Consider the following 24,480-nt stretch of genomic DNA (forward strand, 5'->3'; position numbering starts at 1 on the left):
ATGCCTTTCGAAGTCTGTCGTTGAGCGAGCGGAGCGAGACGAGACGCGCTCAGAAACCGGGGATGAGGGTGATCAGGAGGTCGATCAGCTTGATGCCGATGAACGGCGCGATCACTCCGCCCAGGCCGTAGACGAGCAGGTTGCGCTGCAGGATCTGCGAGGCGCTCGCCGGGCGGTACTTCACCCCGCGGAGTGCGAGCGGGATCAGGAAGACGATCACGATCGCGTTGAAGATGATCGCGCTGGTCACGGCGGATGCCGGCGAGTGCAGCTGCATGACGTTGAGCGCAGCGAGCCCTGGGAAGACGCCCATGAACATCGCCGGGATGATGGCGAAGTACTTGGCGATGTCGTTCGCGAGCGAGAACGTCGTGAGTGCTCCGCGGGTGATGAGCAGCTGCTTGCCGATGCGCACGATGTCGATGAGCTTGGTCGGATCCGAGTCGAGGTCGACCATGTTGCCGGCCTCTTTCGCGGCCGACGTGCCGGTGTTCATCGCGACGCCGACGTCGGCCTGGGCGAGAGCCGGGGCGTCGTTCGTGCCGTCGCCGGTCATGGCGACGAGTCGGCCGCCCTCCTGTTCGCGCTTGATCAGCTCGAGCTTCTGCTCGGGGGTCGCCTCGGCGAGGAAGTCGTCGACGCCTGCCTCCTTCGCGATGGCCGCGGCGGTCAGCGGGTTGTCGCCGGTGATCATGACCGTGCGGATGCCCATGCTGCGGAGCTCTTCGAACCGCTCGCGCAGGCCGTCCTTCACGATGTCCTTGAGGTGCACGACGCCGAGCACCTGGCCGGAGCCGGCCGCATGCTTCACGGCGACCACCAGCGGGGTGCCGCCGCTCGAGGCGACGCCGTCGACGAGGCCGGTGAGTTCGGCATCCGTGTCGAGCCCGAGCCAGGCGTTGATCGCCGAGCCTGCGCCCTTGCGGATCTGCGTGCCGTCGGCCAGGTCGAGGCCCGACATGCGGGTCTGGGCGGTGAACGGCACGACCACGGCATCCGCCGGCTCGTCGACCCGGATGCCGCGGCTCAGCGCCAGTTCGACGATCGAGGCACCTTCGGGGGTCGGGTCGGCGAGTGACGACAGGGCGGCGACGCGCAGCAGTTCGTCGGGGTCGACGCCTCCGAGTCGCAGCACCTCGTGGGCGCGGCGGTTGCCGTAGGTGATGGTGCCGGTCTTGTCGAGCAGCAGGGTCGTGACGTCGCCCGCGGCCTCGACCGCGCGGCCCGACATGGCGAGCACGTTGCGCTGCACGAGGCGGTCCATGCCGGCGATGCCGATGGCCGAGAGCAGGGCGCCGATCGTGGTCGGGATCAGGCACACGAGCAGGGCGATCAGCACCGGGATGCTGACGGGCGACGCCGCGTACGAGGCGATCGGGTTGAGCGCGAGCACCACGACGACGAACACGATCGACAGGCTCGCGAGCAGGATGTTGAGCGCGATCTCGTTGGGCGTGCGCTGACGGCTGGCGCCCTCGACGAGCGCGATCATGCGGTCGACGAACGTCTCGCCGGGCTTCGACGTGATGCGCACGACGATGCGGTCGGACAGCACTCGCGTGCCTCCGGTGACGGCACTGCGGTCACCGCCGGATTCGCGGATGACCGGGGCGCTCTCGCCCGTGATCGCCGATTCGTCGACGGTCGCGATGCCCGCGACGATGTCGCCGTCTCCGGGGATCAGCTCGCCGGCCGTGACGATCACGATGTCGTCGCGCTGCAGCTCGGCCGATGAGACGTCGACCGTCTCGGTGCGCTCTGCCGTGGCATCCGCGCCTGCGTCGTAGCGCACCACCCGCCGGGCCATGGTGCTCGTGCGGGTCTTGCGCAGGCTCGCGGCCTGAGCTTTGCCGCGCCCCTCGGCCACCGATTCGGCGACGTTGGCGAACAGCACGGTCAGCCACAGCCAGATCGCGATGCCCCAGGTGAACGGTGCGGGCACCGGCGTTCCACCCGAGTCGGCGGGACCGCCGAGGAAGGGCTCGGCGATCGCCAGCACGGTCGTGAACGCGGCGCCGACCCAGACGAGCAGCATCACGGGGTTGCGCACCAGAGATGCCGGGTTCAGCTTGCGCAGTGCGCCGGGAAGGGCCTGGGTCAGCTGCGCCCAGCCGAACGCGCGCGGGGCCTCGGCGGGAGCGGATTCGGATGCCCGAGCATCCTGCTGTTCCGACGGTGTCTCGGAGGGTGTGGTGATGGTGGCCATGTCAGACGAGTCCTTCAGCGAGGGGTCCCAGTGCGAGCACGGGGAAGTAGGTGAGTGCCGTGATGATGACCGTGACGGCGGCGAGGAGGCCGACGAACTGCGGTCGGTGCGTGGGCAGTGTTCCGGTGTTCTCCGGCACGCGCTGCTGCGCGGCGAAGGACCCTGCGAGAGCCAGCACGAGCACGATCGGCAGGAACCGGCCGAGCAGCATCGCGATGCCCAGTGCGGTGTTGAACCACGGGGTGTTCGCAGTGAGGCCGGCGAAGGCCGAGCCGTTGTTGTTCGACGCCGAGGTGAAGGCGTAGAGCACCTCGCTCATGCCGTGCACACCGGGGTTCAGGATGCTGGTCGCCTCGACGTCCGCGCGGATGCCGGGGATCGCGAAGCTCAGGGCAGTGCCGATCAGCACGAGGGTGGGCGTCACGAGGATGTAGAGGCTCGCGAGCTTGATCTCCTTCGGGCCGATGCGCTTGCCGAGGTATTCGGGGGTGCGGCCGACGAGCAGTCCTCCCACGAACACCGCGATGATCGCGAGCACGAGCATGCCGTAGAGACCCGAGCCGACGCCGCCGGGGGCGACCTCGCCGAGCATCATGTTGAGCATCGGCATCATGCCGCCGAGCGCCGTGTACGAGTCGTGCATCGAGTTGACCGCACCCGTCGACGTCAGGGTGCTCGCGCTGCCGAACAGCGTCGAGCCGAGGATCCCGAAGCGCACCTCCTTGCCCTCCATGGCGGCACCCGCGAGTTCGGGGGCGCTGCCGCGGCCGGCGAGTTCGAGGGCCGAGAGCGCGAAGGTCGAGATCAGGAAGATCGTGCTCATCACGGCGGCGATCGCGTAGCCCTGGCGGTTGTCGCCGATCATGCGGCCGAACGTGCGGGGGAGTGCGAACGGGATCAGCAGGATCAGCAGGATCTGCAGGAGGTTGGTCCAGCCGGTCGGGTTCTCGAACGGATGGGCGGAGTTGGCGTTGAAGAACCCGCCGCCGTTCGTGCCGAGCAGCTTGATGGCCTCCTGCGAGGCGACCGGTCCGCCGGGGATCGTCTGCGCGCCACCCGAGACGGTGGTCACATCGGTGAAGCCGGCGAAGTTCTGCACCACGCCGCCCGCGATGAGGGCGATGGCCCCGAGCAGGGCGATCGGCAGCAGGATGCGTCCGAGTCCGCGGATCAGGTCGACCCAGAAGTTGCCGATCGTGGTCGAGCCCCGGCGAGCGAGTCCGCGGATCAGCGCGACCGCGACGGCGAGGCCCACAGCTGCCGAGACGAAGTTCTGCACCGTGAGGCCCGCGAGCTGCACGGTGTAGCCCATGGTCTGCTCGGGCGAGTACGACTGCCAGTTGGTGTTCGCGACGAACGACGCGGCGGTGTTGAACGCGAGGCCCTCGGGAACCGCGGGGAGACCGAGCGACTCGGGCAGGAAGCCCTGCAGACGCTGCAGGCCGTATACCAGCAGCAGGCCGACGACCGAGAACGCGAGCACGCTGCGGGCGTAGGCCCGCCAGGTCTGCTCGGATGCCGGGTCGACGCCGATCAGGCGGTAGATGCCCCTCTCGGCCTTCAGGTCACGCGGGGTGCTGAAGACGTGGGCCATGTAGTCGCCGACAGGGCGGTAGAGCAGCACGAGGGCGACGATGAGGACGGCGGCCTGAAGGATGCCGAACCACAGTTCGGTGCCGGCGCCCATCAGAACTTCTCCGGGGCGACGAGAGCCACCACGAGGTAGACGACGGCGGCCACGGCGAGGGCGGCGGCGATGATCTCGAAGACGATCACAGTCGCTCCACCCCCTTCGCAACCAGGGAGACGAGGGCGAACAGCGCGAGAGTCAGCGCGATGTAGATGATGTCGAGCACGAGACTCGATACAACTCCCGTGCAGACCGGAATATGACGATCCTCACGCTTTGCCTACGGGGGCGTGCGCGATGCATGCGGGATGCTCACGTCTGGGGCTCGGGCGAACTTTCATCGTGCCTCGTTGTCGCATTCGGGGCCCGGCGTTCGTGGTGAAGGTGGAGGCGACCGAATCCCGGCCGCCGCACGACACGAGAGACGCGGTGACGGCTGTGTACAACGACCCGATGGTGGCGAGCCTGGTCTACCGGCTCGAGGCGGAGGAAGCCGAAGAGCGGATCGCTCGACGGCGCGCGGCGTTCGAGCATCCGGGTCTGATCCGGCGACCGTCTCTCATCGCCCGCGCTCGCCGCCTGTGGGCGCGCATCTCTTTCCGCAGGAGCGGGGAACCGGGATGATCGTCGGGAGGGCAGGCTCGGCGCAGAGCCTGCTCGATCGTGCGGACGGAGAGAGGCTGAGTGATGCAGCGCCGGAATCGGATCGAGGAGCCTCGATGAACACCGACGTCGCGGCGCGCGTCACGCAGGTGTACCGCGACGAGTGGGCGCGTATCGTCGGCGGTCTCACCCGGAGGTGCGGGGACCTCGACCTGGCCGAGGAGATGGCTGCTGAGGCCTTCGCCGCAGCCTCTGAGCTCTGGCCGGAGGAGGGCGTTCCGCCGAACCCCGCCGGCTGGATCACCACCACGGCCTATCGCAAGGCCATTGATCGGCTCCGCCGGGAGTCGTTCCGCGACGCCAAGCAGCGGGAGGCTCTGATGCTGCAGGATCCCGAACCACCGGAGCCCACAGGCGTCATCGACGATGACCGCCTGCGATTGCTGTTCACCTGCTGCCATCCGGTGCTGTCGCTCGAGGCGCGCGTCGCCCTGACGCTGCGGATCGTCGGTGGTCTCACCGTCGAGGAGATCGCACGGGCGTTCCTCATCTCGGAGTCCACGGTGCGGCAGCGCATCACCCGGGCCAAGGCGAAGATCAAGGCCGAGCGGATCCCGTATCGGATGCCCGCCGCCGACGATCTCCGGATTCGGATCGACGGGGTGCTCGCCGTGCTCTACCTCGTCTTCAACGAGGGGTATCTCGCATCCGGGGCCGGTGTGCCCGCGCTGCGTCGGGAGCTGACCGGCGAGGCCATCAGGCTCACCGGGCTGCTTCGCGAGCTGCTGCCCGACGACGCGGAGGTCGCGGGTCTGCTGGCACTGATGCTGCTCAGCGAGGCGCGCGCCGCCGCGAGAGTCACCGCCGAGGGGGAGCTTGTGCGGCTGGACGAACAGGATCGCGCGATCTGGAACTCTGAGCTCGTCGAGAAGGGGCTCGCACTTCTCGACGGGCCGCTGCCTGCGATGCCCGGTCGACATCGGCTGCTGGCCGAGATCAACGCGGTGCACGTGCGGGCGAAGGATGCCGCCGCCACCGATTGGGCGCGCATCGTCGGCCTCTACGAACAGCTCGAGCGGATCGACCCCAGTCCGGTCGTCGTCCTCAGCAAGGCGGTCGCGCTCGCAGAGCGGGACTCGCCCGAGCAGGCGCTGCCGCTCGTCGAGCAGCTGCAGGACGCGCTCGACCACTTCCACGGGTTCCACGTGACACGCGCGGAACTGCTGCGAGCCACGGGCAGCGAGGCAGAGGCCCGCGACGCGTACGCACGGGCGATCGCGCTGGCCGACAACACCGCTGAGATCATCCACCTGACCCGGCGCCGCGACGAGCTCGCGACGCCTCCCGCGCCCGGGACGCCCGGGACCGCATCGAACGGAGAGAGCAGATGAGCAACAAGTACCTCGTGATCCACATGACCGATCCGGCCGGAGGCACGATGCCTCAGGACGAGGATCAGCGCATGCTGGGGGAATGGGCGCAAGAGGGCGACGCCGCGGGGAGACTGGGCGACGGTGCCCCGGTCGCCGGTCCGGAGGAAGCGAAGTCGGTCGCCGTACGAGACGGCAAGGTGCTCGTCACCGACGGGCCGTTCCCCGAGTTCAAGGAGTGGTTCGCGGGCTATGACCTCCTCACCGCAGAGTCGATAGAAGAAGCAGCGACGTTCATGGCGAAGCATCCGACCGCCGTGATGGGCCGGATCTACATCCTGCCCGTGGTGAAGCTGCCCTGGGACCAGGACTGACCAGGCAGAGTCGTGCGCGCCGACGACGACGCGACGGATCTACACTCAGCGAGTGAGTGCAACGCGACGGCGACTGGGAGCAGGGACGATCATCGTCCTGGCGCTCATCGTGGTCGCGGTGGTCTGCATCGTCTCCGGCATCCTTCCGCGGGCCGATGCCGGGGCACTCGGCGCCCGCATCGCGCCGGTGCTCGGGTTCGTCGTGGCGATCACGATCGTCGCCGAACTCGCCCGCGATGCGGCGGTGTTCGATGTGGTCGCCCAGCGCCTCGCGCGCTGGGGCCATGGTCGCGTCATCCTGCTGTGGGTGTCGGTGGTGGTGCTCGCGGTGATCAGCACCGTGTTCCTCTCGCTCGACACCACGGCGGTGATCGTGACGCCGGTCGTCGTCGTTCTGGCGCAGAGCGTCGGCATCCCACCCCTGCCCTTCGCGCTGGTGACCGTGTGGCTCGCGAACACGGCGTCCCTCGCCCTGCCCGTCTCGAACCTCACCAACCTGCTGGCCGCGCGCGCGATCGGCGACGACCCGCTCTCGTTCCTGGCCCTCAGCTGGGCGCCGACGCTCGTCGGCGTCCTGATCCCCGTGCTGATCCTCACCCTCCGCCATCGGCGCACGCTCTTCGGCGGCTACCGGGTGCCGTCAGGAGGGCAGCCGTCTGATCCCATGCTGTTCTGGGGAGCCGCGGCGACACTCGTGCTGCTGATGCCGCTGCTCGCGCTGACCCATGACGTCTGGATCCCCGCCACCGTCGCCGCGGTGATCCTCATCGTGCTCTTCGGCATCCGACGTCGACACGTGCTGCGACTGTCGCTCGTTCCGTGGCAGGCGATCGGTCTCGCGGCGGCGCTGTTCGTCGTGGTCGAGACGGCGCACGCGAACGGCCTCCTCGACTTCCTGTCGGTGCTGGCCACGAGCGGGCACGCACCCGCAGAGCTGCTGCGTCTCTCGGCCGCCGGAGCGCTCGCCGCGAACGGCGTTAACAACCTGCCGGCCTACCTGATCCTCGAACCCGCGGCCGGCGACCCGGTCGCGCTCATGGCGCTGCTGATCGGTGTGAACCTCGGCCCGCTGATCACGCCGTGGGCATCTCTCGCGACCCTGCTGTGGCATCACCGGGTGGTGTCCCTCGGCGTCGAGATTCGCTGGGGAAGCCTCATGCTCTGGGGTGCGATCGTGGCCGTGCCGACAGTGCTCGTCGCGACGCTCGTGCTCGCGCTGGTCTCTGGCTGATGGTGACGGCCGCGACCGTCAGCTGACCGCCCACTCCTCCGCGAGGATGCCGTAGTTCATGCCGTCGAGCCACTCGCCCGAGCGGTGCAGGGCGGTCTTGCGGCTGAACTCCTCGCGCCGCATGCCCAGCCGCTCCATCAGGCGCCACGACGGCTCGTTGTCGGCGAAGCACCCGGCGTGCACCCGGCGCAGCCCGAGGGGGCCGAAGCAGACGTCGATCACCGCGCGGATGGCCTCGGTCGCATAGCCGCGTCCGGTGTAGCCGGGATCGAGTACCCAGCCGAGCTCCGCCTCGATGTCCTTCGCCTGGTCGGCGACCTCGAGCTGACCCCACCCGTCGCCGATCCTGATCATGATGTCGCCGATCGGCACGGCGGGCTCGCCACCGTGCGGCAGCAGTTCGACGAGGTACATCGAGGCGAGGCGCTCAGGGTCCAGGTAGCGCTCACGGAAGGCCTCGATCGTGTCAGGTGCGAGCCCCAGCCAGCGGTTCACGTCGGGCAGCTGCCGCCACGCCCACATCGCATCGATGTCGGGTGCGGTCATCGGACGGATCTGCAGGCGCTCGGTGCGGACGGGCCAGACATCGGCGTGCGGCATATCGGTCATCGACCCAGCCTATTGAGCGGCTGCGCGCGTGACCGGCATCAGCTCTCGGGGGGACCCTCGGGCCTGTGTGCGCGGCGTCCGCTCACGACGACCGGGCGGCCTGCGCGCTCCTGCCCGGGCAGGGGCCGCGAGCGCCGACCGTAGATGAGCTCAGACGAGTCGAGCAGCCACGGCACGAGCGTGATCGACACCCCGTGCACGAGCATCAGCTGATTGGCCAGGCGGCGGGCGCGGCGGTTGTGCAGGAACGTCTCCCACCAGTGCCCCACGATGTACTGCGGAAGGTAGACCGTGACCACAGAGGAGCCGTGCTTCTCGCGGTACTGCTTGATGAACTGCGAGACCGGCTGGGCGAACGACCGGTACGGCGACTCGACGATCACGAGCGGGATCGGCACGAGGTGGTCGGCCCAGTCCTTCTGCAGCTGAGTGGCGTCGTCGGATGCGACGGCGACGTGCACCGCGAGGGTCTTGCCGTGCTTCGCGGCGATCGCGTAGTCGATCGCCTTGACGACCGGCTTCTGCAGTCGGTTGACGAGCACGATCGCGAGGTCGCCCGTGGCGCCGAACTTGGTGGTGTCGTCGATCGCGATCTCGTGCTCCACGTCGCGGTAGTACCGCTTGACGCCCATCATCAGGAAGGCGAGCACGGGGATCGCGAAGAACACCAGATACGCGCCGTGGGTGAACTTGGTGATCGTCACGATCAGCAGCACCGTGACCGTCATGGCGGCGCCGACCGAGTTGATGATCAGGCCCATCTTCGCCGAGCGGCGATCGGATGCCGAGGCTCCGTCGATCCCGGAGCCCGCTTTGTCTTCGACCGGTCCGCGCAGCACGCGCTTCCAGTGCCTCACCATGCCGATCTGCCCGAGCGAGAACGACACGAACACACCGATGATGTACAGCTGGATCAGCGTCGTGAGCTTCGCCTGGAAGATCACGAGCACGGCGATCGCGGCGATGCCGAGCACGATCATGCCGTTCGAGAACACGAGGCGGTCGCCGCGGGTGTTCAGCGACTTCGGCGCGTAGCCGTCGCGAGCGAGCACCGACCCGAGCAGCGGGAATCCGTTGAAGGCGGTGTTGGCCGCGAGCAGCAGCACGCACGCGGTCGCCGCCTGGATGATGAAGAACAGGATGCTGCCGCCGCCGAACGTCGCCGAGGCGATCTGCGCCATCAGGCTCGGCTGCGGGGTGGAGCAGTCGAAGCCGATCAGGTCGCACGGGTTCTCGGCGTAGTGCACGCCGGCGATCAGGGCGAGGGCGGTGAGGCCGGCGAACAGGCAGGCAGCGATCGAGCCCATCAGGACGAGGGTGGTCTGGGCGTTGCGGACCTTGGGTGTGCGGAAGGCGGGCACGCCGTTCGACACGGCCTCGACGCCGGTGAGGGCGGAGCATCCGCTCGAGAATGCCCGAAGGATCAGAAGAATCACGGCGGCCTGGCCGAGGTCTTCGGAGTGCACTGCGAATTCGGCGCTGGAGGCGACCGGCGCATCGCCGAGGAACGTGCGGAACAGTCCGGTCACGATCATGAAGCCGACCGAGGCGATGAAGACGTATGTGGGGATCGCGAAGACGAGCGAGGCCTCGCGTACGCCGCGCAGGTTGACGATGATGATGAGGATCACGAAGCCGACAGCCAGCTCGACGCGCAGCGGATCGAGGCCCGGAACCGCCGAGATGATGTTGTCGACACCCGATGCCACCGACACGGCGACCGTCAGCACGTAGTCGACGAGCAGGGCCGCCGCCACGATGACGCCGGGGATCTCGCCGAGGTTCTTCGACGCGACCTCGTAGTCGCCGCCGCCCGACGGATAGGCCTTGATGAGCTGGCGATAGCTGAGCACCACGACGATCAGCAGCACGACGACCGCGACGGCCACGAGCGGGGTGAACGACAGGAACGTCAGACCGCCGATCAGCAGGATCATCACGAGTTCCTGCGGCGCGTAGGCGACCGAGCTCAGTGCGTCCGACGCGAAGATAGGCAGTGCCATCTTCTTCGGGAGCAGCTGGTCGTCGACCTGCGCACTCGTCAGCGGGTCGCCGATGAGGATGCGCTTGGCGCGAGGAGGGGCGTCCGTGTTGTCGCGGGTTTCATCTGACACGTCGGGCGACACTACGCCCGCGAACGCCTTCCTCACGCGTTCCTCACGGAATCCCTACGGGCGCACGCGCTGTCCTCACGCAATCCTTACGGCCTCTGCCGATCTCCGTCAGTCCTCGTGCGGACGCGGCATGTACCACTCGGTGAACTCGGTCGCCCGCCCCTCATCGTCCAGGCGCACGATCCAGAGATTGAGGTAGTCGCGTTCGGCGGGATACTTCGTCCGCCCCTCGATCGCCACGAAACCGGCATCCTCCCGGATGATCCACCACTCGAAGGACCACGTGTCCGGGTCGTCGAGATCTTCCAGCCAGCCGGCCACGATGGCGGCTCGACCGACGCGAGGCTCGGAATCGGGGCTCGTCAGATACTTCGCATCGTCACTGAAGAGCGCCGCGATCTGCTGAGGATCGTTCGACCTCCAGGCTTCGACGTACGCTTCGGTCCACTTCTCTCCTGCGCTGGTCATGTCCTCCGTTCTAGACCCGGGCTCCGACACCGTCAACGGGGGTTCGACTCGATCTCTCATCGGCGATCCACAGCCGCTTCCGATCACGCACGCGTAACGTCGGATGCATGACGTCCCTTCAGGTCACCGACGACGCCATCCAGCAGACTCGGGAGCTCCGCGATGAGTTCCAGCGCTTCCTGCGCGAATACGAGTTCGGGATGCGGGAGGTCGAGACGAAGATCTCGATCCTTCGTGACGAGTTCACCCACCACCACGCGTACAACCCGATCGAGCACGTCAAGAGCCGGCTGAAGACTCCCGACAGCATCGTCGAGAAGATCGCCCGCAAGGGCATCGCCGAGCCGGACTTCGAGCGCATCCGCGCCGAGATCACCGACATCGCCGGCGTGCGCGTCACCTGCAGCTTCGTCGCCGACGTCTACCGTCTGTTCGATCTGCTCACCGCGCAGGACGACGTGACCGTCGTCACCGTCAAGGACTACATCGCGACCCCGAAGGACAACGGCTACAAGAGCCTGCACGCGATCATCGAGGTGCCGGTGTTCCTGTCGACCGGTGCCCTGTCGGTGCCGGTCGAGGTGCAGTTCCGCACCATCGCGATGGACTTCTGGGCCAGCCTCGAGCACAAGATCTACTACAAGTTCTCGAACCAGGTGCCCTCGCACCTCGTCGAGAGCCTGACGGATGCCGCCGAGGCCGCCGCCGAGCTCGACAGTCGCATGGAGCGCCTGCACCGCGAGGCCCACGGTGTGCCCCAGCGCCAGCTCGCCCCGCCGCCGCCCCCGCACGTCGTGCAGGTCTGACGCGCCATCCGGCGCGGTGTTGCGCGGGGACGCGTGACCCTGGAGCATAGGCAGGTGGTGAAGACGCAGCAGCCCCCGGTCTCGGACATCGAGCGCACCCTCGTCGAACTCCCCGGGCTCGACCGAGGCCGCCAGCTGTGCGAGTGCGACCACGGCGACGACGAGGCGTATGCCGCCTGCGGTCGCAAGGCCAAGTGGCGCGTGTCGGTCGACTGCGTGTGCGGCGAGAACCACCCGCGGCGCGTCGAGATCCTCTGCTCGAGGTGCCTGCGCACCCTGCGCGAACTGCAGGACCGTGACACCATCACCGCGCGACGCCTCTGATCGCCGCGCGGTGATCGCGCCGCATCCGATACCGCGACCATCCGTTCTCGCGTCTGCTCCGAACAACCCGAGACCACACCGTCCTCGGTGCGAAGGAGCAGACCATGGCACAGCGCAGCACCGCAGAAGACCGCGGCACGGGCACACGGCAGAGCAGGGGTAAGAGGTTCTTCTTCTGGGCGGCCGTCTCGGGCGTCATCAGCGGACTCGTCTTCCTCGCGACCGCCGAGCTGTTCGCGCTGATCTTCGCGCGCTCGGCCAGCCCCCTCCTCGCCGTCGGCGGATTCGTGATCGACATCGTGCCCCAGCCGTTCAAGGAGTTCGCGATCGCGACCTTCGGCGAGTACGACAAGATCGCGCTGCTGGTCGGTCTCGGTCTCGCGGTGGTGATCGCGTCGGCGATCGCAGGCATCCTGCAGCTGCTCCGTCCCCCGCTCGGCGTCATCGCCCTGGTGGTCGCGGGCGCGCTCTCCACCGCGGCGATCGTGACGAGGGCCGGTGTCACGCCCCTCGCCTTCCTGCCTCCCGTGCTCGGAACCATCGCAGGATCGATCATCATCGTGCTGCTCATCCGCCGCCTCATCGCGTGGAGGGCATCCGCCGTTCCCGCCGCGATGGTCGACCGCAAGGGTGAGACCGCGGAGCCGGCGGATGCCGAGGCCGAGGCCTCCGACGGCAAGCCCGCGAAGGCGATGGGTCGTCGACAGTTCTTCATCCTCGCCGGCATCGCCAGTGTCGCAGCCGTCGTCGTCGGCGTCGCCTCGCGCACCGTGAGCATGACGGTCGCATCGGTCGCGTCGATCCGTGACGCGCTCAAGCTGCCGTCGCCGAAGTCGACGGTGACCGTCCCGAAGGGGGCCGAGCTCGACATCCCGGGCCTCACCAAGCTCATCACGCCGAACAAGGACTTCTACCGCGTCGACACCGCACTGACCGTTCCGACGATCGACCCCGAGACCTGGCGTCTCGTGATCGACGGCATGGTCGATCAGCGCGTCGAGATGAGCTTCCAGGACATCCTCGACATGGGTCTCGACGAGTACGCGGTCACGCTGACCTGTGTCTCGAACGAGGTCGGCGGCGGCCTCGTCGGCAACGCCGTGTGGCTGGGTGTTCCGCTGCGCGACGTGCTGAAGAAGGCCGGAGTGAAGTCCGGTGCCGACATGGTGCTGTCGAAGAGCGTCGACGGCTACACCGCCAGCACTCCGCTGTCGGCGTTGACCGATGACAACCTCGACGCGATCCTCGCCGTGGGCATGAACGGCGAGCCGCTGCCCCTCGAGCACGGCTTCCCCGTGCGCATGGTGGTGCCGGGGCTCTACGGCTACGTCTCGGCGACCAAGTGGCTCACCGAGCTCAAGGTCACCACGTTCGACAAGGACGAGGCCTACTGGACGCCCCGTGGATACAGCGCAGAGGCGCCGATCAAGTTCGCCTCGCGGGTCGACACTCCCAAGGTCGGCCAGGCTGTCGATGCCGGTCGCATCCCGATCGCCGGTGTCGCGTGGGCGCAGACTGTGGGCATCGAGCGCGTCGAGGTGCGCATCGACGAGGGGGACTGGATGCCGGCGACGCTGTCGGCGCCGATCAACGAGAACACGTGGGTGCAGTGGTTCATGGAGTGGGATGCCACACCGGGCACGCACTACGTGGCCGTGCGCGCGATCAACAAGAACGGCGACATGCAGATCGAGGAGCGCGCACCGATCGCGCCGAACGGATCGTCGGGCTGGCAGCGTTCGCTCATCCGCGTCTCGTGATGCCCGTGCGTCGCTGCGGGGCAGCGCCTAGGGTGGAGCCATGACGTCGCTCCCCGCCTGCGTGATCACCGTCTCGGACCGATCGTTCGCCGGGGAACGCGAAGACAGAGGCGGTCCGATCGCGGTGAGTCTGCTGCGGGATGCCGGGTGGCACTGCCCGGACGCCGAGGTCATCCCCGACGGGGCCGCCTCCGTCGCCGATGCGCTGCGCCGAGCGGTCGCGCGCGGTGTACGGCTGATCGTGACGACGGGCGGCACGGGGGTCAGCCCGCGTGACGAGACCCCCGAGGGCACCCGTCAGGTGATCACCCGCGAGGTGCCGGGCATCGCCGAGGAGCTGCGTCGCAGCGGTCTCTCCGACACCCCGCTGTCGGTGCTCTCCCGCGGACTCGCCGGTGTCGTCGACCCGGCAGGATCGCTCGTCGTGAACCTTCCGGGATCCACGCGTGCTGTCGCATCCGGAGTCCCCGTGGTGCTGACCGTCGCGAGACACGTGGTCGACCAGGTCGAGGGCGGTGACCACGCGTGAACGAGGTGCGGATCGCCGCGATCTCCGACCAGCGTCTCGACCTCGAGGCTCATCTCGCCGCCGTCGAGGACCCCGCGCTGGGCGGCGTGACGACCTTCATCGGCCGCGTGCGCGACAATGACCCCGATGCCGAGACGCCTGTCGTCGGGCTCGAGTACAGCTCGCACCCCGACGCCGAGACCACGCTGCGACGCATCGCGGAGGAGGCAGCAGCGGATGCCGTCGGCGACGCCCGCGTGGCAGTCGCCGTGAGCCACCGCATCGGACGGCTCGACGTGGGTGATGCGGCCGTCGTGATCGCGGTCGCCGCCGAGCATCGCGCCGAGGCGTTCGAGGTGTGCCGCGCGATCATCGAGGACATCAAGACCTCGCTGCCCGTGTGGAAGCGTCAGGTCGAGTCCGACGGGTCGACGTCGTGGAAGGGCATCGGCGGCTGAGCCGCCGGCGGCCTAGCCTCCGGCGAACGGCGGGAGCACGTCGATCAGCTGAGCACCCTCGAGCGATCGGTCGTCGTCGCTGCGCACGCCGTCGACCATCACCGCGCACCGCGGGAGGATGTCGGCAAGCGCCGGATGGTCGGCGATCACACCGGCGCGGAGCTGGGCGAGCGAGCGCTCGCCGCGTTCCTCGGAATCGGTGCCCGCAGCCTCCGCCGCGGCCGCGAAGTAGCGCACGCGGACGGTCGCGGTCAGCGGCGCGGTCATCGGGTCTCGCCCTCGCGCACCCAATCGCCCGAGCGTCCGCCGGACTTCGCGACGATGCGCACGTCTTCGATGACGACCGAGCGGTCGAGCCCCTTGATCATGTCGACGATCGCGAGAGCGCTCACCGAGACGGCCGTGAGGGCCTCCATCTCGACGCCGGTGCGGTCGGCGGTGCCGACGGTCGCCTCTACGTGCACGCCGTCCTCGACGATGTCGAGCTCGACGTTCGCTCGGTGCACGCCGATCACGTGGGCGAGCGGCAGCAATGACGGCGTCGACTTGGCGGCCTGGATGCCGGCGATGCGGGCGACCGCGAGCACGTCGCCCTTGGGGGCGGTGCCGTCGCGCAGCGCCGCGATGACCTCGGGGCTGCAGCGCACGAAGCCGCGGGCGGTCGCGGTGCGGACGGTCGGCTGCTTGGCGGTCACATCGACCATGTGCGCATGACCGGCCGAGTCGAGGTGCGTGAAACTCATTCGACCAGCATGACATCGATCGCGTCGCCCACGGCGACGGCCTCGACCTCGGCGGGCACGATCGCGAACGCGCGTGCCCGGGCGAGGCCACCGGCCAGGTGCGACCCGGATCCTCCGGCGGTCGCGGGGCGCACCGTCCGGTTCGCGAGGTCGACGACGGCGGGCAGGTACTGGCGGCGTCCGGGTGGGGTGGTCCAGGCGGCATCCGCCGTGAAGGATGCGCGAGGGCGGTGGATCTCGGAGCGACCCTGCAGGGCGAGCAGCGCGGGCCGCACGAAGACCTCGAACGAGACCGCGACGCTCACCGGGTTGCCCGGCAGGCCGAACACGAGCGTGCCCGAGTCGAGCGCGCCGAATGCCTGCGGTTTGCCCGGCTGCATCGCCACGCTCGCGAACTCGACGGCCCCCTGGCCCTCGAAGGCACCGCGCACCGGCTCGTAGGCGCCCGCGCTGACGCCTCCCGTGAACACGATCACATCGGCACCTCGTTCGACGGCGGTCGCGGTGACGGTGCGCACGGCGTCGGCGTCATCCGTGACACGCGCCACGAGAACGACATCGGCATCGGCATCCGCGACGAGGAGTTCGAGCAGGGGGCCGTTCGAGTCGGGGATGCGACCACGGGCGGCGGGCTCACCCAGCGATAGCAGCTCACTGCCGGTCGAGACGACGGCGACGCGCGGTGCGCGGGTCACCGAGACGGTCTCGACGCCGGCGGCGACGGCGGCCGCGAGCTGGAAAGCGCCGAGGCGCTCGCCGGCGAGGATCACGGCATCCCCCGCATGCAGGTCGACGCCGCGGCGGCGGACGAATGCTCCCGGTGCGGCCGGTGCTCGCAGCACCCGCACTTCGCCCAGCGAGTCGGCGAGTCCTCCGGCGGTGTCCTCGAAGGGCACGATCGCATCGGCGGCGCTCGGCGTCGGTGAGCCCGTCATGATCCGCGCGGTCTCGCCGGCATCCAGAGGCGGGTCGTCGGACACCCCGGCGGGCAGGTCGGCGACCACGCGCAGCACCACCGGGTTGTCGGCGGATGCTGCGGAGACGTCGGCCGCTCGCACCGCGAAGCCGTCCATCGCCGAGTTGTCGAAGAGCGGGATGTCGTGGGCCGCCGTCGCGGGCTCCGCGAGGGTGCGGTGGGCGGCGTCGCGGATAGCGCGGTTCTCGGTCGGGAGAACGCGCACGGCGTCGAGAACGAGAGCGAGCTGCTCCTCGACCGTGCGGCGGCTGCCGTTCGCGGCGCTCACGCCGACACCGCCGATCGGATCGCGATCTCGTGCTGTCTCGAGGTGAAGGCGTCGATGATGGCGAGTCGACCGAGCAGCGGCTCGCCCGCGCCGGTGATGAGCTTCACGACCTCGCCCGCCAGCATCCCGCCCACCTGCACGCACAGGGCCCCGAGCACGCCGACCTGCGCGCAGCTCGGCGGCTCGCCCTCGGTGCCGAGCGGGAAGAGGTCGGCCAGGACGACGGGCGGGTGCCCCTCGGGCGGACCCGACCAGAACACGGTCGCCTGTGCGTGCCACTCCTGAACGGCGCCCCACACGAGCGGGATGCCGAGGGCTTCGGTCGCGGCGGCGACATCGCGCCGCGTCGCGAAGGAGTCGCTCGTGTCGACGACGATGTCAGCGCCCGCGAACAGGCGCTCGGCGTTCTCGGAGTCGAGTCGCTCGGCTGCCGTCACGACATCCGCCCCGGGCGACAGCGCCAGGATCGCGCGCTCGGCCGATGCGGTCTTCGGCCTGCCGATGTCCTCGACCCGGTGCGCGAGCTGCCGCTGCAGATTGGTCAACTCCACGATGTCGTCGTCGATCACCGTGATGCTGCCGACTCCGGCCGCAGCCAGCGCAAGGAGCACGGGGGAGCCGAGGCCGCCGGCCCCGACCACGGTGACGTGGGCTGCGGCGAGGCGGCGCTGCCCCTCTTCTCCGATGCCCGCGAGCACCGCGTGCCTGGCGGTGCGGACGAGTTCTGCCGGGTCGAGAGCGGGCGCGGGGGCGACGAGCGGCTGCATGCCCCCAGGCTATGCCCGGGGTGCGCGATTGCGGCGGGCGTAGGAGGATTCGGCCGGACTTCGAAGTGGATGGATGCGGGGTGCTGGCCGGTTTTCCGCTGATGCGGTTGTTTTTCGCCTCACCATCCGCTTCTGCGGTACTATGCACTCATGCAGAGCTTTCGGATCTCCCGCGCGGCACAGCTGCTCGGGGTGAGCGACGACACGGTGCGGCGCTGGATCGATCAGGGCCTGCTGTCGACGACCGACGCCGTCCCGGCCGAGATCCCCGGAGACGCTCTCGCCGCGCGCGCTGTGCAGCTCGCCGAGGAGGCGCAGGAGTCGAATCACGCGCTCTCCAGCGCCCGCAACCGCTTCGTGGGGATCGTGACCCGCGTGCAGATCGACGGAGTCATGGCGCAGGTCGACCTGCAGGCAGGACCGCACCGCGTCGTCTCGCTGATGTCGGCCGAAGCCGCCCATGAGCTGCAGCTCGAGGTGGGCTCGCTCGCTGCCGCATCCGTCAAGGCGACGCAGGTCGTCGTCGAAGTGCCGAAGGGCTGACCCATGAACCGCACTCTCCGCCGCGCCGTCACGGTGGTCCTGACCGCCGCCGCTCTCGCCCTCACGGGGTGCGCTGCTGGTGCCGAGTCGCCGACGCCGACCGCCACTGGCGATGCGGCCGAGAGCACCGTGAGCGGGGAGCTGACGGTCTACGCGGCCGCCTCGCTCTCCGGTGCGTTCGACGAGATCGGCGCGGCGTTCACCGAGGCGAACCCCGATGTCGACGTCAGCGGCGTGTACGACGGCTCGTCGACGCTGGTCACCCAGCTGCTCGAGGGCGCCCCGGCCGACGTGTTCGCCTCGGCAGACGAGGCGAACATGGACAAGCTCGAGGATGCCGCGGTCGACCCGACCCTGTTCGCGTCGAACACTCTCGTGATCGCGGTGCCGACCGGCAACCCCGGCGGCGTCGAGACCCTCGACGACCTGGCCGACGTCACGACTGTGCTGTGCGCCCCCGAGGTGCCGTGCGGTGCTGCATCCGCCACGCTGCTCTCGAACGCCGGCGTCACGGTCGAAGCGGCCAGCCTCGAGCAGAACGTCACCGCGGTGCTCACCAAGGTCGCGGCATCCGAGGCGGATGCCGGGCTCGTGTACGCGACCGATGTGATCGGCCGCGACGACGTCGAGGTGATCGTGCCGGACGGCGCCGACGAGGTCGTCAACCACTATCCGATCGCGGCGCTGTCGGAGGCCCCGAACTCCGCGGCTGCCGAGGCGTTCGTCGCCTTCGTGCGGTCAGACGAGGGGCAGCGCATCCTGGCCGACTTCGGGTTCGGAGCACCGTGAGTGCGGCCGCAGCGCGCGGATATGCACCGCGTGCCCTGGCCATCCCCGCGCTGATCGGCCTCGCGTTCCTCATCCTCCCGCTCGCGGCTCTGGTCGCCCGTGTCGAGTGGTCGACCTTCATCGCCGACGTGACGTCGGAGGCCGCACGCTCGGCGCTGCTGCTCTCGCTCGGAACAGGTCTCATCGCCACCGTGCTCTGCATCGTGATCGGAGTGCCGCTGGCTCTGACGATCGCCCGTTCCGGCCCTCGTCTCGCCGCCGTGCTGAGGGCCGCCGTCACCGTTCCGCTCGTGCTGCCGCCCATGGTCGGCGGCGTCGCGCTGCTCTATCTGTTCGGACGAGCGGGGTGGTTCGGCGGCCTCGGCCTCTCGTTCAGCACTCCGGCCGTCGTGCTCGCGCAGACCTTCGTGGCGCTGCCCTTCCTGGTGCTGGCCGTCGAGGGTGCCGTGCGCACCTCCGGGGTCGAGTACGAGCGCACGGCGGCGGCTCTGGGCGCCGGACGCTGGACGATCCTCCGCCGCATCACGCTGCCGCTCGCCGCGCCCGGCATCGTCGCCGGAGTGGTGCTGTGCTTCGCCCGGGCCATCGGCGAGTTCGGAGCCACTGCGCTCTTCGCCGGCAATCGCCCCGGGGTCACACAGACCATGCCGCTCGCGATCTACACCGCCTTCAACGGTGCGGGTGTGACGCAGGGCGCCGCCGTCGCGTTGGCGCTGCTGCTGCTCGCCACCGCGATCCTCGTGCTGCTGCTCGTACGGGGCTGGCGGCCAGGGGCTGCGCGATGAGCGCCGGGGATGGCCTGCGCGCTCACGTGGTCGTGCCGCGGGAGCACTTCATGGTCGATGTCTCGCTGCAGGTGCAGGCGGGGGAGACGGTCGCCGTGATGGGGCCGAGCGGTGCGGGCAAGTCGACGCTGCTGCAGGCGCTCGCCGGACTCGAGCCGCTGGGTGGGGGGGAGATCGCCGTCGAGGGTCGGGTCGTCGACCGGGTAGCGAAGCCACGGGTGCGGACCGAGCCGATGCGCCGCGGTGTCGTGCTGCTGGGGCAGAAGCCGAGGCTGTTCCCCCATCTCTCGGTCGGCGAGAACGTCGCCTTCGGTCCGCGCGCTGCGGGCATCGAGAATCGTGCTGCCCGCGCAGGCGCTGACGACTGGCTCGCACGGGTCGGGCTTCCCGGCTCCGGTGACCGGATGCCGCACGAGCTGTCCGGCGGTGAGCAGCAGCGCGTCGCGGTCGCTCGTGCGCTCGCCGCATCCCCTCGCGTCGTGCTGCTCGACGAGCCGCTCGTCGCACTGGACCCCGAGACGGCCGGTGACATCAGGCGGATGCTGCGCGACCAGCTCGTCTCGACCACCACCGTGGCGGTCACGCACGATGCCGCGGATGCCGTCGGGCTCGCCGACCGGCTGATCGTCGTCGAGGGTGGTCGCGTGACGCAGGAGGGGCCGGTGCGCGACGTGCTCGCCGCACCGGCATCCGGTTTCGTCGCATCGATCGCCGGGGTGAATCGCCTGGTGGGTGCGGCGAGTGGGGGAGGGTGGCGCAGCGGCGAGGTGCTGCTGACCAGCGCCGATCCTGCGTCGCGTGCGCTCGCAGCGACGGATGGTGCTGCGCTCGCCGCGGTCTTCCGCCCGGGCGATGTGCGGGTGGCCGACACCGGACCGGAGTCGTGGCCGGCTGTGGTCGCGCGCATCGAGCCCACGCTGGGAGGCATGCGCGCGCACACCGATGTCGGGGCGGTCGACCTGTCGCTGGATGCTGCCGGAGGGGTCGCGGTCGGTGACCGGATTCGGCTGCGGGTGGACCCGGCCCTGGTGCGGTTCGTCGCGGTGCCCTGAGCTGCGCCCAGCTTTCGCTGTGCCGGATGGCTGGCGGCATCCCGGATGGCAGATCGGATGCGGCCGCGGATGCAGCCAGGCGGGGGATCCTCGGCCAGGCGGTCCCGTCTGAGCCGACCGGCTCTGTGACCTGGCAATATGCCGGTCGTCGTGTCTGCACGGGCCTCGGCGCCGGAGGCGCGGGTAGTCTCGGAACATGTCGGGGAGAGGGATGGAGCGATGACGGCTGTGCCGGTCGTGATCGGGATGCGAGCGCCGAGCGCCGCGGTCATCGATGCCGCCGCGCCCGCGTCGCACGGACTCGTCGACACCCACGGTCGCGTGCACCGCGACCTGCGCATCTCGCTGACCGACCGCTGCTCGCTGCGCTGCACGTACTGCATGCCCGAGCAGGGCAACGAATGGCTCGCGCGCACGAGCATCCTCTCGACCGACGAGATCGTCGAAGTCGCCCAGGTCGCCGCTTCGCTCGGCATCCGCACGTTCCGACTCACCGGCGGTGAACCGCTGCTGCGCGCCGACATCGTCGACGTGGTGCGACGTGTCTCGGCGATCGAGGGTGACGAAGGCCCCGTCGAGGTCGCGATGACGACGAACGGCATCACGCTGGCGAAGCACCTGCCCGCGCTGATCGATGCGGGCCTCAACCGGCTGAACATCAGCATCGACACGGTCGACCGTCAGCGCTTCGCCGACCTCACTCGCCGGGATCGCATCGACGACGTGTTCGAGGGCATCGCGGCAGCGGCGGCATCCGAGCTCCGCCCGCTCAAGCTCAACACCGTCGCGATGCGCGGTGTGAACGACGACGAGCTGCCCGACCTGGTCGCGTTCGCGATGGAGGTCGGCGCGCAGCTGCGCTTCATCGAGCAGATGCCGCTCGACGCCGGGCACACGTGGGACCGCGCCTCGATGGTCACGCGCGAGGAGATCCTTGAGAAGCTCAGCGCAAGATGGAGCCTCGAGCCCGTTCCCGGTCGCGGCGGTGCGCCGGCCGAGAAGTGGCGCATCGACGGAGGGCCGCACGAGGTCGGTGTCATCGCCTCGGTCACCGCACCCTTCTGCGGCGCGTGCGACCGACTGCGCCTGACCGCCGACGGACAGCTGCGCAACTGCCTGTTCTCGAACGCCGAGTACGACCTGATCGACTCGCTCCGCGGACCCGCTGCGTCCGATCCCGCCCAGCGGGCAGCGGCGATCGGAGCAATGCTGCGCTCGTGCGTGCACGGCAAGCTCCCGGGGCACGCCATCAACGACCCGTCATTCCTGCAGCCCGCCCGCGGCATGAACGCCATCGGCGGCTGAGTCTCAGCACACCTGCGTTCACAGTTCAGCAGAGAACGTGCGTTCCGCGTGCTCAGGGCCCGAATCCGGCCCGATCCCGACCGCTCATGCTGAATTGTGAACGACAGCGCCGCCTGACGTCGGTGATGTCGGGGTGGCTGTTACCGTGAGCGCGTGAGCAGCTCAACATCCGACGACTCGCGCAACGACCGCGACGGCCGCCCCGATCCCGTGCCTGTCGGCGTCAGGTCGCACGCATCCGCCCGCGCGACGGGTGTCGTCATCATCGCCATGAGCATCGCGGTCTGGTGGCCGGCGTTCACTCTGGGCGCATGGGGCACGTTCTTCTTCGATCAGCTGCTCACCGTCTGGGCGGCGTCGGTCGGCGCGCTGATCGTCGTGCTGTTCCAACCCCGGGGGCGACCACGGGTGCTCAAGGCGCTCGCCCTGCTGGTGCCGTCGCTCTGGCTGGTGCTGTCGTTCGTGCCCCTCGATTCCGACGACGTGCTGTCGGTCGTGATCGACCTTCTGGCCGTCTTCGTGGCGCTGCTGAGCGTGCCCGCCACGATCTGGGTGCTCGCCCGCGTCATGTGGCCCGAGTTCGGCGAAGACATCAGCAGGGGTCGGCGGTTCCTCGTCGTGATCGCGGTCGTCGCGGTCGGTGTGGCCTCGTTCGCGCTCGGCGCGAACCAGGAGCACTTCCTGACCTGCGGAGACTTCACCGTCAGCGGCAACTCCGAGCCGCCGGGGTGCGTTCCGGGCCCACCCAGTTGATGCGTCCTGAGGTCAGCCGAGGAACTCGCGCGCGGCCGACGACAGCGCGGTGACGCCGACCTCGATGGTCGGGTGGATCACCGGCGCGAAGAACGGCGAGTGGTTCGTGGGGATGTCCTTGTCGAGGGTGCCGGCCGCCGCTGACTCAGCGAACTTCGCCGCATCGACGCCGCCCCAGAACCAGAACACCAGGGGCGCCCCGGTGTCGCGGGCGAACCAGGACACGTCCTCGCTGCCGGTGAACATGCCGGGGTCGATCACCGACGCCTCACCGAGCGCGCGCTGCAGCGCCGACGTGACGCGTGCCGTGGCATCCGCATCGTTGATCGTCGGCGGCAGGGTGTGGTCGGTGCGGATCTCGGGCTCGCGCTCGGCGCCGGATGCCGCGGCCTCGGCGCGCACGATGCGCTCGACGCTCGCAAGCACCTTGTCGCGCATCTCGTCGTTCGGGTAGCGCAGGCTGAGCTCGAGCTTCGCCTCGGCGGGGATGATGTTGTTCTTCAGACCCGCGTGGATCGAGCCGACCGTCACGACGGCGACGTCGCGCGGGTCGACCTCGCGAGACGCGATGGTCTGCAGGCGCATGACGGTCGCCGCAGCCATCACCACGGGGTCGATCGTCGAGTGCGGACGCGAGCCGTGTCCGCCGCGTCCGTGAAGGGTGACGGTGAGACCGTCGGATGCCGCCATCTGGGTGCCTGGGCGTACGCCGATCGTGCCGGCGGGCAGGGGAGTGACGTGCTGGCCCAGGACGACATCGGGGTGCGGCACGAGGTCACGCAGGCCGGCGTCGAGCATGGCGCGGGAGCCTGCTCCGTACTCCTCGGCGGGCTGGATCAGCACGACCACGGTTCCCGACCAGTCGTCCTTCTCGGCGACGAGCTTCTCGACGGCGCCGATCATGGCGGTGACGTGCATGTCGTGACCGCAGGCGTGCATGACGGGCACGGTGTTGCCTGCGGGGTCGATGCCGGTCGCGGTGCTCGCGTAGGCGAGTCCGGTCTCCTCGCCGACGGGCAGTGCGTCCATGTCGGCGCGCGCCCAGACGACCGGACCGTCGCCGTTTCGCAGAATGCCGACGACTCCCGTGACGCCGATGCCTTCGTGCACCTCGAGGCCGAGATCCCGCAGGTGGCCGGCGGCGATGCCGGCGGTGCGCGTCTCCTGGAACGAGAGCTCAGGATGCTGGTGCAGGTCGATGTAGAGCGCTTCGAGGTCGATCGTCATGGCCCCGAGCCTAGTCGTGGCGGTAGGACTCCAGCGTGGGGCCGGGGTGCAGCACGCCGTTGACGATCGCGCGGATCGCGAACTCGCTCGCCTCGCCCAGGTCGAAGACGTCGCGGTGCAGCAGCCACTGCAGTTGCAGCCCGTCCATGACGGCGAGGATGCTGGCCGCGGCGGTGGCCACGGTGTCGGGCTCTGTCGCACCCTCCTGCGCGCACAGCAGGTGGAACGCGTCGGTCACCTCGCGGCGCAGCGTCGTGTACCGCTCTTCGAAGTACTCGCGACCGGGGTGGTTGTCTGTCACCGATTCGGAGGACAGCACGGTGTAGGCCTGCACGATGCCGGGGCGTCGCTCGTTCGCGATGGCCGTGCGCACCAGGTGCAGGAAGAGCTCGGGGCCTCCGGGGATGTGCTTCTCGGCGAGCTCGGCCACGTCGGCCTGGTCGCGGTAGGCGAGGACCTCGAGCAGCAGTTTCTGCTTCGAGCCGAAATGGTGCAGCACGCCGGCGTGGGTGATGCCCACCTGCTCCGCGACGTCGGCGAGAGTGCCGTTGGTCGACCCCTTGTTGCCGAAGATCTCGACGGCGGCTTTGAGGATCTGCTCTCGCTTCTCGCGGGTGGCAGGCCGGACGGACGTGGGAGCTACAGCATCCTTCGACATGGTCCATCCTCTTCTGCACAGAATCCTGCACTGGATCGTACTTGCCAACTCTACTTACCAACGAGTAACCTCGCACCAGCTTACTTTCTCGCCAGTAAGCAAAGACAGGTCGGATGCCCGAGCACCGACAGCACCACAGCACAACGACCCGTG

Annotated in this window: 27 protein-coding genes; 15 read left to right on the forward strand and 12 right to left on the reverse strand. The window is 69.3% G+C overall.

Features of this window, described 5'->3' with window-relative positions:
* Positions 1-49 precede the first annotated feature (49 nt).
* Genes kdpB through MRBLWH13_RS17940 form a run of 3 tightly spaced genes read right to left on the reverse strand, consistent with a single transcriptional unit; the run spans position 50 to position 3,982 of the window.
* The gene (gene kdpB, locus MRBLWH13_RS17930) at positions 50-2,206 is read right to left on the reverse strand and encodes a potassium-transporting ATPase subunit KdpB (protein ID WP_341956257.1); all 2,157 of its coding nucleotides are present in this window, start codon (positions 2,204-2,206) and stop codon (positions 50-52) included.
* Position 2,207: 1 nt separating this feature from the next.
* Positions 2,208-3,893 (reverse strand): potassium-transporting ATPase subunit KdpA, encoded by a 1,686-nt coding sequence (gene kdpA / locus MRBLWH13_RS17935; protein ID WP_341956258.1) that lies wholly within the window; start codon positions 3,891-3,893, stop codon positions 2,208-2,210.
* The gene (locus tag MRBLWH13_RS17940) at positions 3,893-3,982 is read right to left on the reverse strand and encodes a potassium-transporting ATPase subunit F (RefSeq protein WP_056276367.1); all 90 of its coding nucleotides are present in this window, start codon (positions 3,980-3,982) and stop codon (positions 3,893-3,895) included. The genes kdpA and MRBLWH13_RS17940 overlap by 1 nt, the downstream gene beginning before the upstream one ends.
* A gap of 283 nt (positions 3,983-4,265) precedes the next feature.
* Here MRBLWH13_RS17940 and MRBLWH13_RS17945 point away from each other — a divergent pair, with 283 nt between their 5' ends.
* From MRBLWH13_RS17945 to MRBLWH13_RS17960, 4 genes are all read left to right on the forward strand, one after another.
* Positions 4,266-4,460 carry a hypothetical protein gene (locus tag MRBLWH13_RS17945; protein ID WP_341956259.1) on the forward strand — a complete coding sequence of 65 codons (195 nt, stop codon included), beginning with the start codon at positions 4,266-4,268 and terminating at the stop codon, positions 4,458-4,460.
* Positions 4,461-4,555: 95 nt separating this feature from the next.
* Positions 4,556-5,830 (forward strand): sigma-70 family RNA polymerase sigma factor, encoded by a 1,275-nt coding sequence (locus MRBLWH13_RS17950; RefSeq protein WP_341956260.1) that lies wholly within the window; start codon positions 4,556-4,558, stop codon positions 5,828-5,830.
* A complete protein-coding gene (locus tag MRBLWH13_RS17955) occupies positions 5,827-6,183 on the forward strand; it encodes a YciI family protein (protein ID WP_341956261.1) in 357 nt (118 codons plus the stop codon). Before MRBLWH13_RS17950 ends, MRBLWH13_RS17955 begins: the two co-directional genes overlap by 4 nt.
* A 52-nt stretch (positions 6,184-6,235) precedes the next feature.
* A complete protein-coding gene (locus tag MRBLWH13_RS17960; protein WP_341956262.1) occupies positions 6,236-7,414 on the forward strand; it encodes an SLC13 family permease in 1,179 nt (392 codons plus the stop codon).
* Positions 7,415-7,432: 18 nt separating this feature from the next.
* Here MRBLWH13_RS17960 and MRBLWH13_RS17965 read toward each other — a convergent pair whose 3' ends face one another.
* The 3 genes from MRBLWH13_RS17965 to MRBLWH13_RS17975 form a co-directional block, all read right to left on the reverse strand.
* On the reverse strand, positions 7,433-8,023 hold the full coding sequence (locus tag MRBLWH13_RS17965; RefSeq protein WP_341956263.1) for a GNAT family protein: 591 nt from the start codon (positions 8,021-8,023) through the stop codon (positions 7,433-7,435).
* A gap of 38 nt (positions 8,024-8,061) precedes the next feature.
* Positions 8,062-10,149: an APC family permease gene (locus tag MRBLWH13_RS17970; RefSeq protein WP_341958351.1), complete on the reverse strand. Its 2,088-nt coding sequence runs from the start codon at positions 10,147-10,149 to the stop codon at positions 8,062-8,064.
* Positions 10,150-10,245: 96 nt separating this feature from the next.
* Positions 10,246-10,605: a nuclear transport factor 2 family protein gene (locus tag MRBLWH13_RS17975; protein WP_341956264.1), complete on the reverse strand. Its 360-nt coding sequence runs from the start codon at positions 10,603-10,605 to the stop codon at positions 10,246-10,248.
* Between the two features lie 107 nt (positions 10,606-10,712).
* Here MRBLWH13_RS17975 and MRBLWH13_RS17980 point away from each other — a divergent pair, with 107 nt between their 5' ends.
* The 5 genes from MRBLWH13_RS17980 to MRBLWH13_RS18000 all read left to right on the forward strand — a co-directional run bounded on the left by MRBLWH13_RS17980 (position 10,713) and on the right by MRBLWH13_RS18000 (position 14,461).
* Positions 10,713-11,411 carry a GTP pyrophosphokinase family protein gene (locus MRBLWH13_RS17980; RefSeq protein WP_056310262.1) on the forward strand — a complete coding sequence of 233 codons (699 nt, stop codon included), beginning with the start codon at positions 10,713-10,715 and terminating at the stop codon, positions 11,409-11,411.
* Positions 11,412-11,465: 54 nt separating this feature from the next.
* Complete coding sequence (locus MRBLWH13_RS17985; RefSeq protein WP_341956265.1) at positions 11,466-11,735, forward strand: hypothetical protein; 270 nt, start codon at positions 11,466-11,468, stop codon at positions 11,733-11,735.
* Positions 11,736-11,839: 104 nt separating this feature from the next.
* A complete protein-coding gene (locus tag MRBLWH13_RS17990) occupies positions 11,840-13,495 on the forward strand; it encodes a molybdopterin-dependent oxidoreductase (protein ID WP_341956266.1) in 1,656 nt (551 codons plus the stop codon).
* A 40-nt stretch (positions 13,496-13,535) separates the two neighbouring features.
* The gene (locus MRBLWH13_RS17995) at positions 13,536-14,024 is read left to right on the forward strand and encodes a MogA/MoaB family molybdenum cofactor biosynthesis protein (RefSeq protein ID WP_341956267.1); all 489 of its coding nucleotides are present in this window, start codon (positions 13,536-13,538) and stop codon (positions 14,022-14,024) included.
* The gene (locus tag MRBLWH13_RS18000; RefSeq protein WP_341956268.1) at positions 14,021-14,461 is read left to right on the forward strand and encodes a molybdenum cofactor biosynthesis protein MoaE; all 441 of its coding nucleotides are present in this window, start codon (positions 14,021-14,023) and stop codon (positions 14,459-14,461) included. The genes MRBLWH13_RS17995 and MRBLWH13_RS18000 overlap by 4 nt, the downstream gene beginning before the upstream one ends.
* A gap of 12 nt (positions 14,462-14,473) precedes the next feature.
* Here MRBLWH13_RS18000 and MRBLWH13_RS18005 read toward each other — a convergent pair whose 3' ends face one another.
* From MRBLWH13_RS18005 to MRBLWH13_RS18020, 4 genes are read right to left on the reverse strand one after another with little or no spacing between them, the layout of a single operon-like run.
* Positions 14,474-14,728: a MoaD/ThiS family protein gene (locus MRBLWH13_RS18005; RefSeq protein WP_341956269.1), complete on the reverse strand. Its 255-nt coding sequence runs from the start codon at positions 14,726-14,728 to the stop codon at positions 14,474-14,476.
* Positions 14,725-15,204, reverse strand: a complete 480-nt coding sequence (gene moaC / locus MRBLWH13_RS18010; protein WP_341956270.1) for a cyclic pyranopterin monophosphate synthase MoaC — start codon at positions 15,202-15,204, stop codon at positions 14,725-14,727. The genes MRBLWH13_RS18005 and moaC overlap by 4 nt, the downstream gene beginning before the upstream one ends.
* The gene (gene glp, locus MRBLWH13_RS18015; protein WP_341956271.1) at positions 15,201-16,448 is read right to left on the reverse strand and encodes a gephyrin-like molybdotransferase Glp; all 1,248 of its coding nucleotides are present in this window, start codon (positions 16,446-16,448) and stop codon (positions 15,201-15,203) included. Before glp ends, moaC begins: the two co-directional genes overlap by 4 nt.
* On the reverse strand, positions 16,445-17,215 hold the full coding sequence (locus tag MRBLWH13_RS18020) for a HesA/MoeB/ThiF family protein (RefSeq protein ID WP_341956272.1): 771 nt from the start codon (positions 17,213-17,215) through the stop codon (positions 16,445-16,447). Before MRBLWH13_RS18020 ends, glp begins: the two co-directional genes overlap by 4 nt.
* Before the next feature lie 150 nt (positions 17,216-17,365).
* Between MRBLWH13_RS18020 and MRBLWH13_RS18025 the strand changes: the two genes are divergently transcribed.
* The 6 genes from MRBLWH13_RS18025 to MRBLWH13_RS18050 all read left to right on the forward strand — a co-directional run bounded on the left by MRBLWH13_RS18025 (position 17,366) and on the right by MRBLWH13_RS18050 (position 22,442).
* Complete coding sequence (locus MRBLWH13_RS18025; RefSeq protein WP_341956273.1) at positions 17,366-17,758, forward strand: TOBE domain-containing protein; 393 nt, start codon at positions 17,366-17,368, stop codon at positions 17,756-17,758.
* A gap of 3 nt (positions 17,759-17,761) precedes the next feature.
* Positions 17,762-18,547 (forward strand): molybdate ABC transporter substrate-binding protein, encoded by a 786-nt coding sequence (gene modA, locus MRBLWH13_RS18030; RefSeq protein WP_341956274.1) that lies wholly within the window; start codon positions 17,762-17,764, stop codon positions 18,545-18,547.
* A complete protein-coding gene (gene modB / locus MRBLWH13_RS18035; RefSeq protein WP_341956275.1) occupies positions 18,544-19,332 on the forward strand; it encodes a molybdate ABC transporter permease subunit in 789 nt (262 codons plus the stop codon). Before modA ends, modB begins: the two co-directional genes overlap by 4 nt.
* Entirely contained in the window at positions 19,329-20,384 is a 1,056-nt protein-coding gene (locus MRBLWH13_RS18040; RefSeq protein WP_341956276.1) for an ABC transporter ATP-binding protein, read from the forward strand. The genes modB and MRBLWH13_RS18040 overlap by 4 nt, the downstream gene beginning before the upstream one ends.
* 219 nt (positions 20,385-20,603) lie before the next feature.
* On the forward strand, positions 20,604-21,689 hold the full coding sequence (moaA, locus tag MRBLWH13_RS18045) for a GTP 3',8-cyclase MoaA (protein ID WP_341956277.1): 1,086 nt from the start codon (positions 20,604-20,606) through the stop codon (positions 21,687-21,689).
* Between the two features lie 153 nt (positions 21,690-21,842).
* Positions 21,843-22,442, forward strand: coding sequence for a hypothetical protein (locus tag MRBLWH13_RS18050; RefSeq protein ID WP_341956278.1), 600 nt, complete (start codon positions 21,843-21,845; stop codon positions 22,440-22,442).
* A 12-nt stretch (positions 22,443-22,454) separates the two neighbouring features.
* On the opposite strand, the gene MRBLWH13_RS18055 is transcribed toward MRBLWH13_RS18050, so the two are convergent.
* Together MRBLWH13_RS18055 and MRBLWH13_RS18060 are read right to left on the reverse strand one after the other, a co-directional pair.
* Positions 22,455-23,669 carry an amidohydrolase gene (locus tag MRBLWH13_RS18055; RefSeq protein WP_341956279.1) on the reverse strand — a complete coding sequence of 405 codons (1,215 nt, stop codon included), beginning with the start codon at positions 23,667-23,669 and terminating at the stop codon, positions 22,455-22,457.
* Positions 23,670-23,679: 10 nt separating this feature from the next.
* Entirely contained in the window at positions 23,680-24,327 is a 648-nt protein-coding gene (locus tag MRBLWH13_RS18060; RefSeq protein WP_341956280.1) for a TetR/AcrR family transcriptional regulator, read from the reverse strand.
* Positions 24,328-24,480: the final 153 nt, after the last annotated feature.

Origin of the sequence: Microbacterium sp. LWH13-1.2 (assembly GCF_038397735.1) — a bacterium.
Lineage (GTDB): Bacteria > Actinomycetota > Actinomycetes > Actinomycetales > Microbacteriaceae > Microbacterium.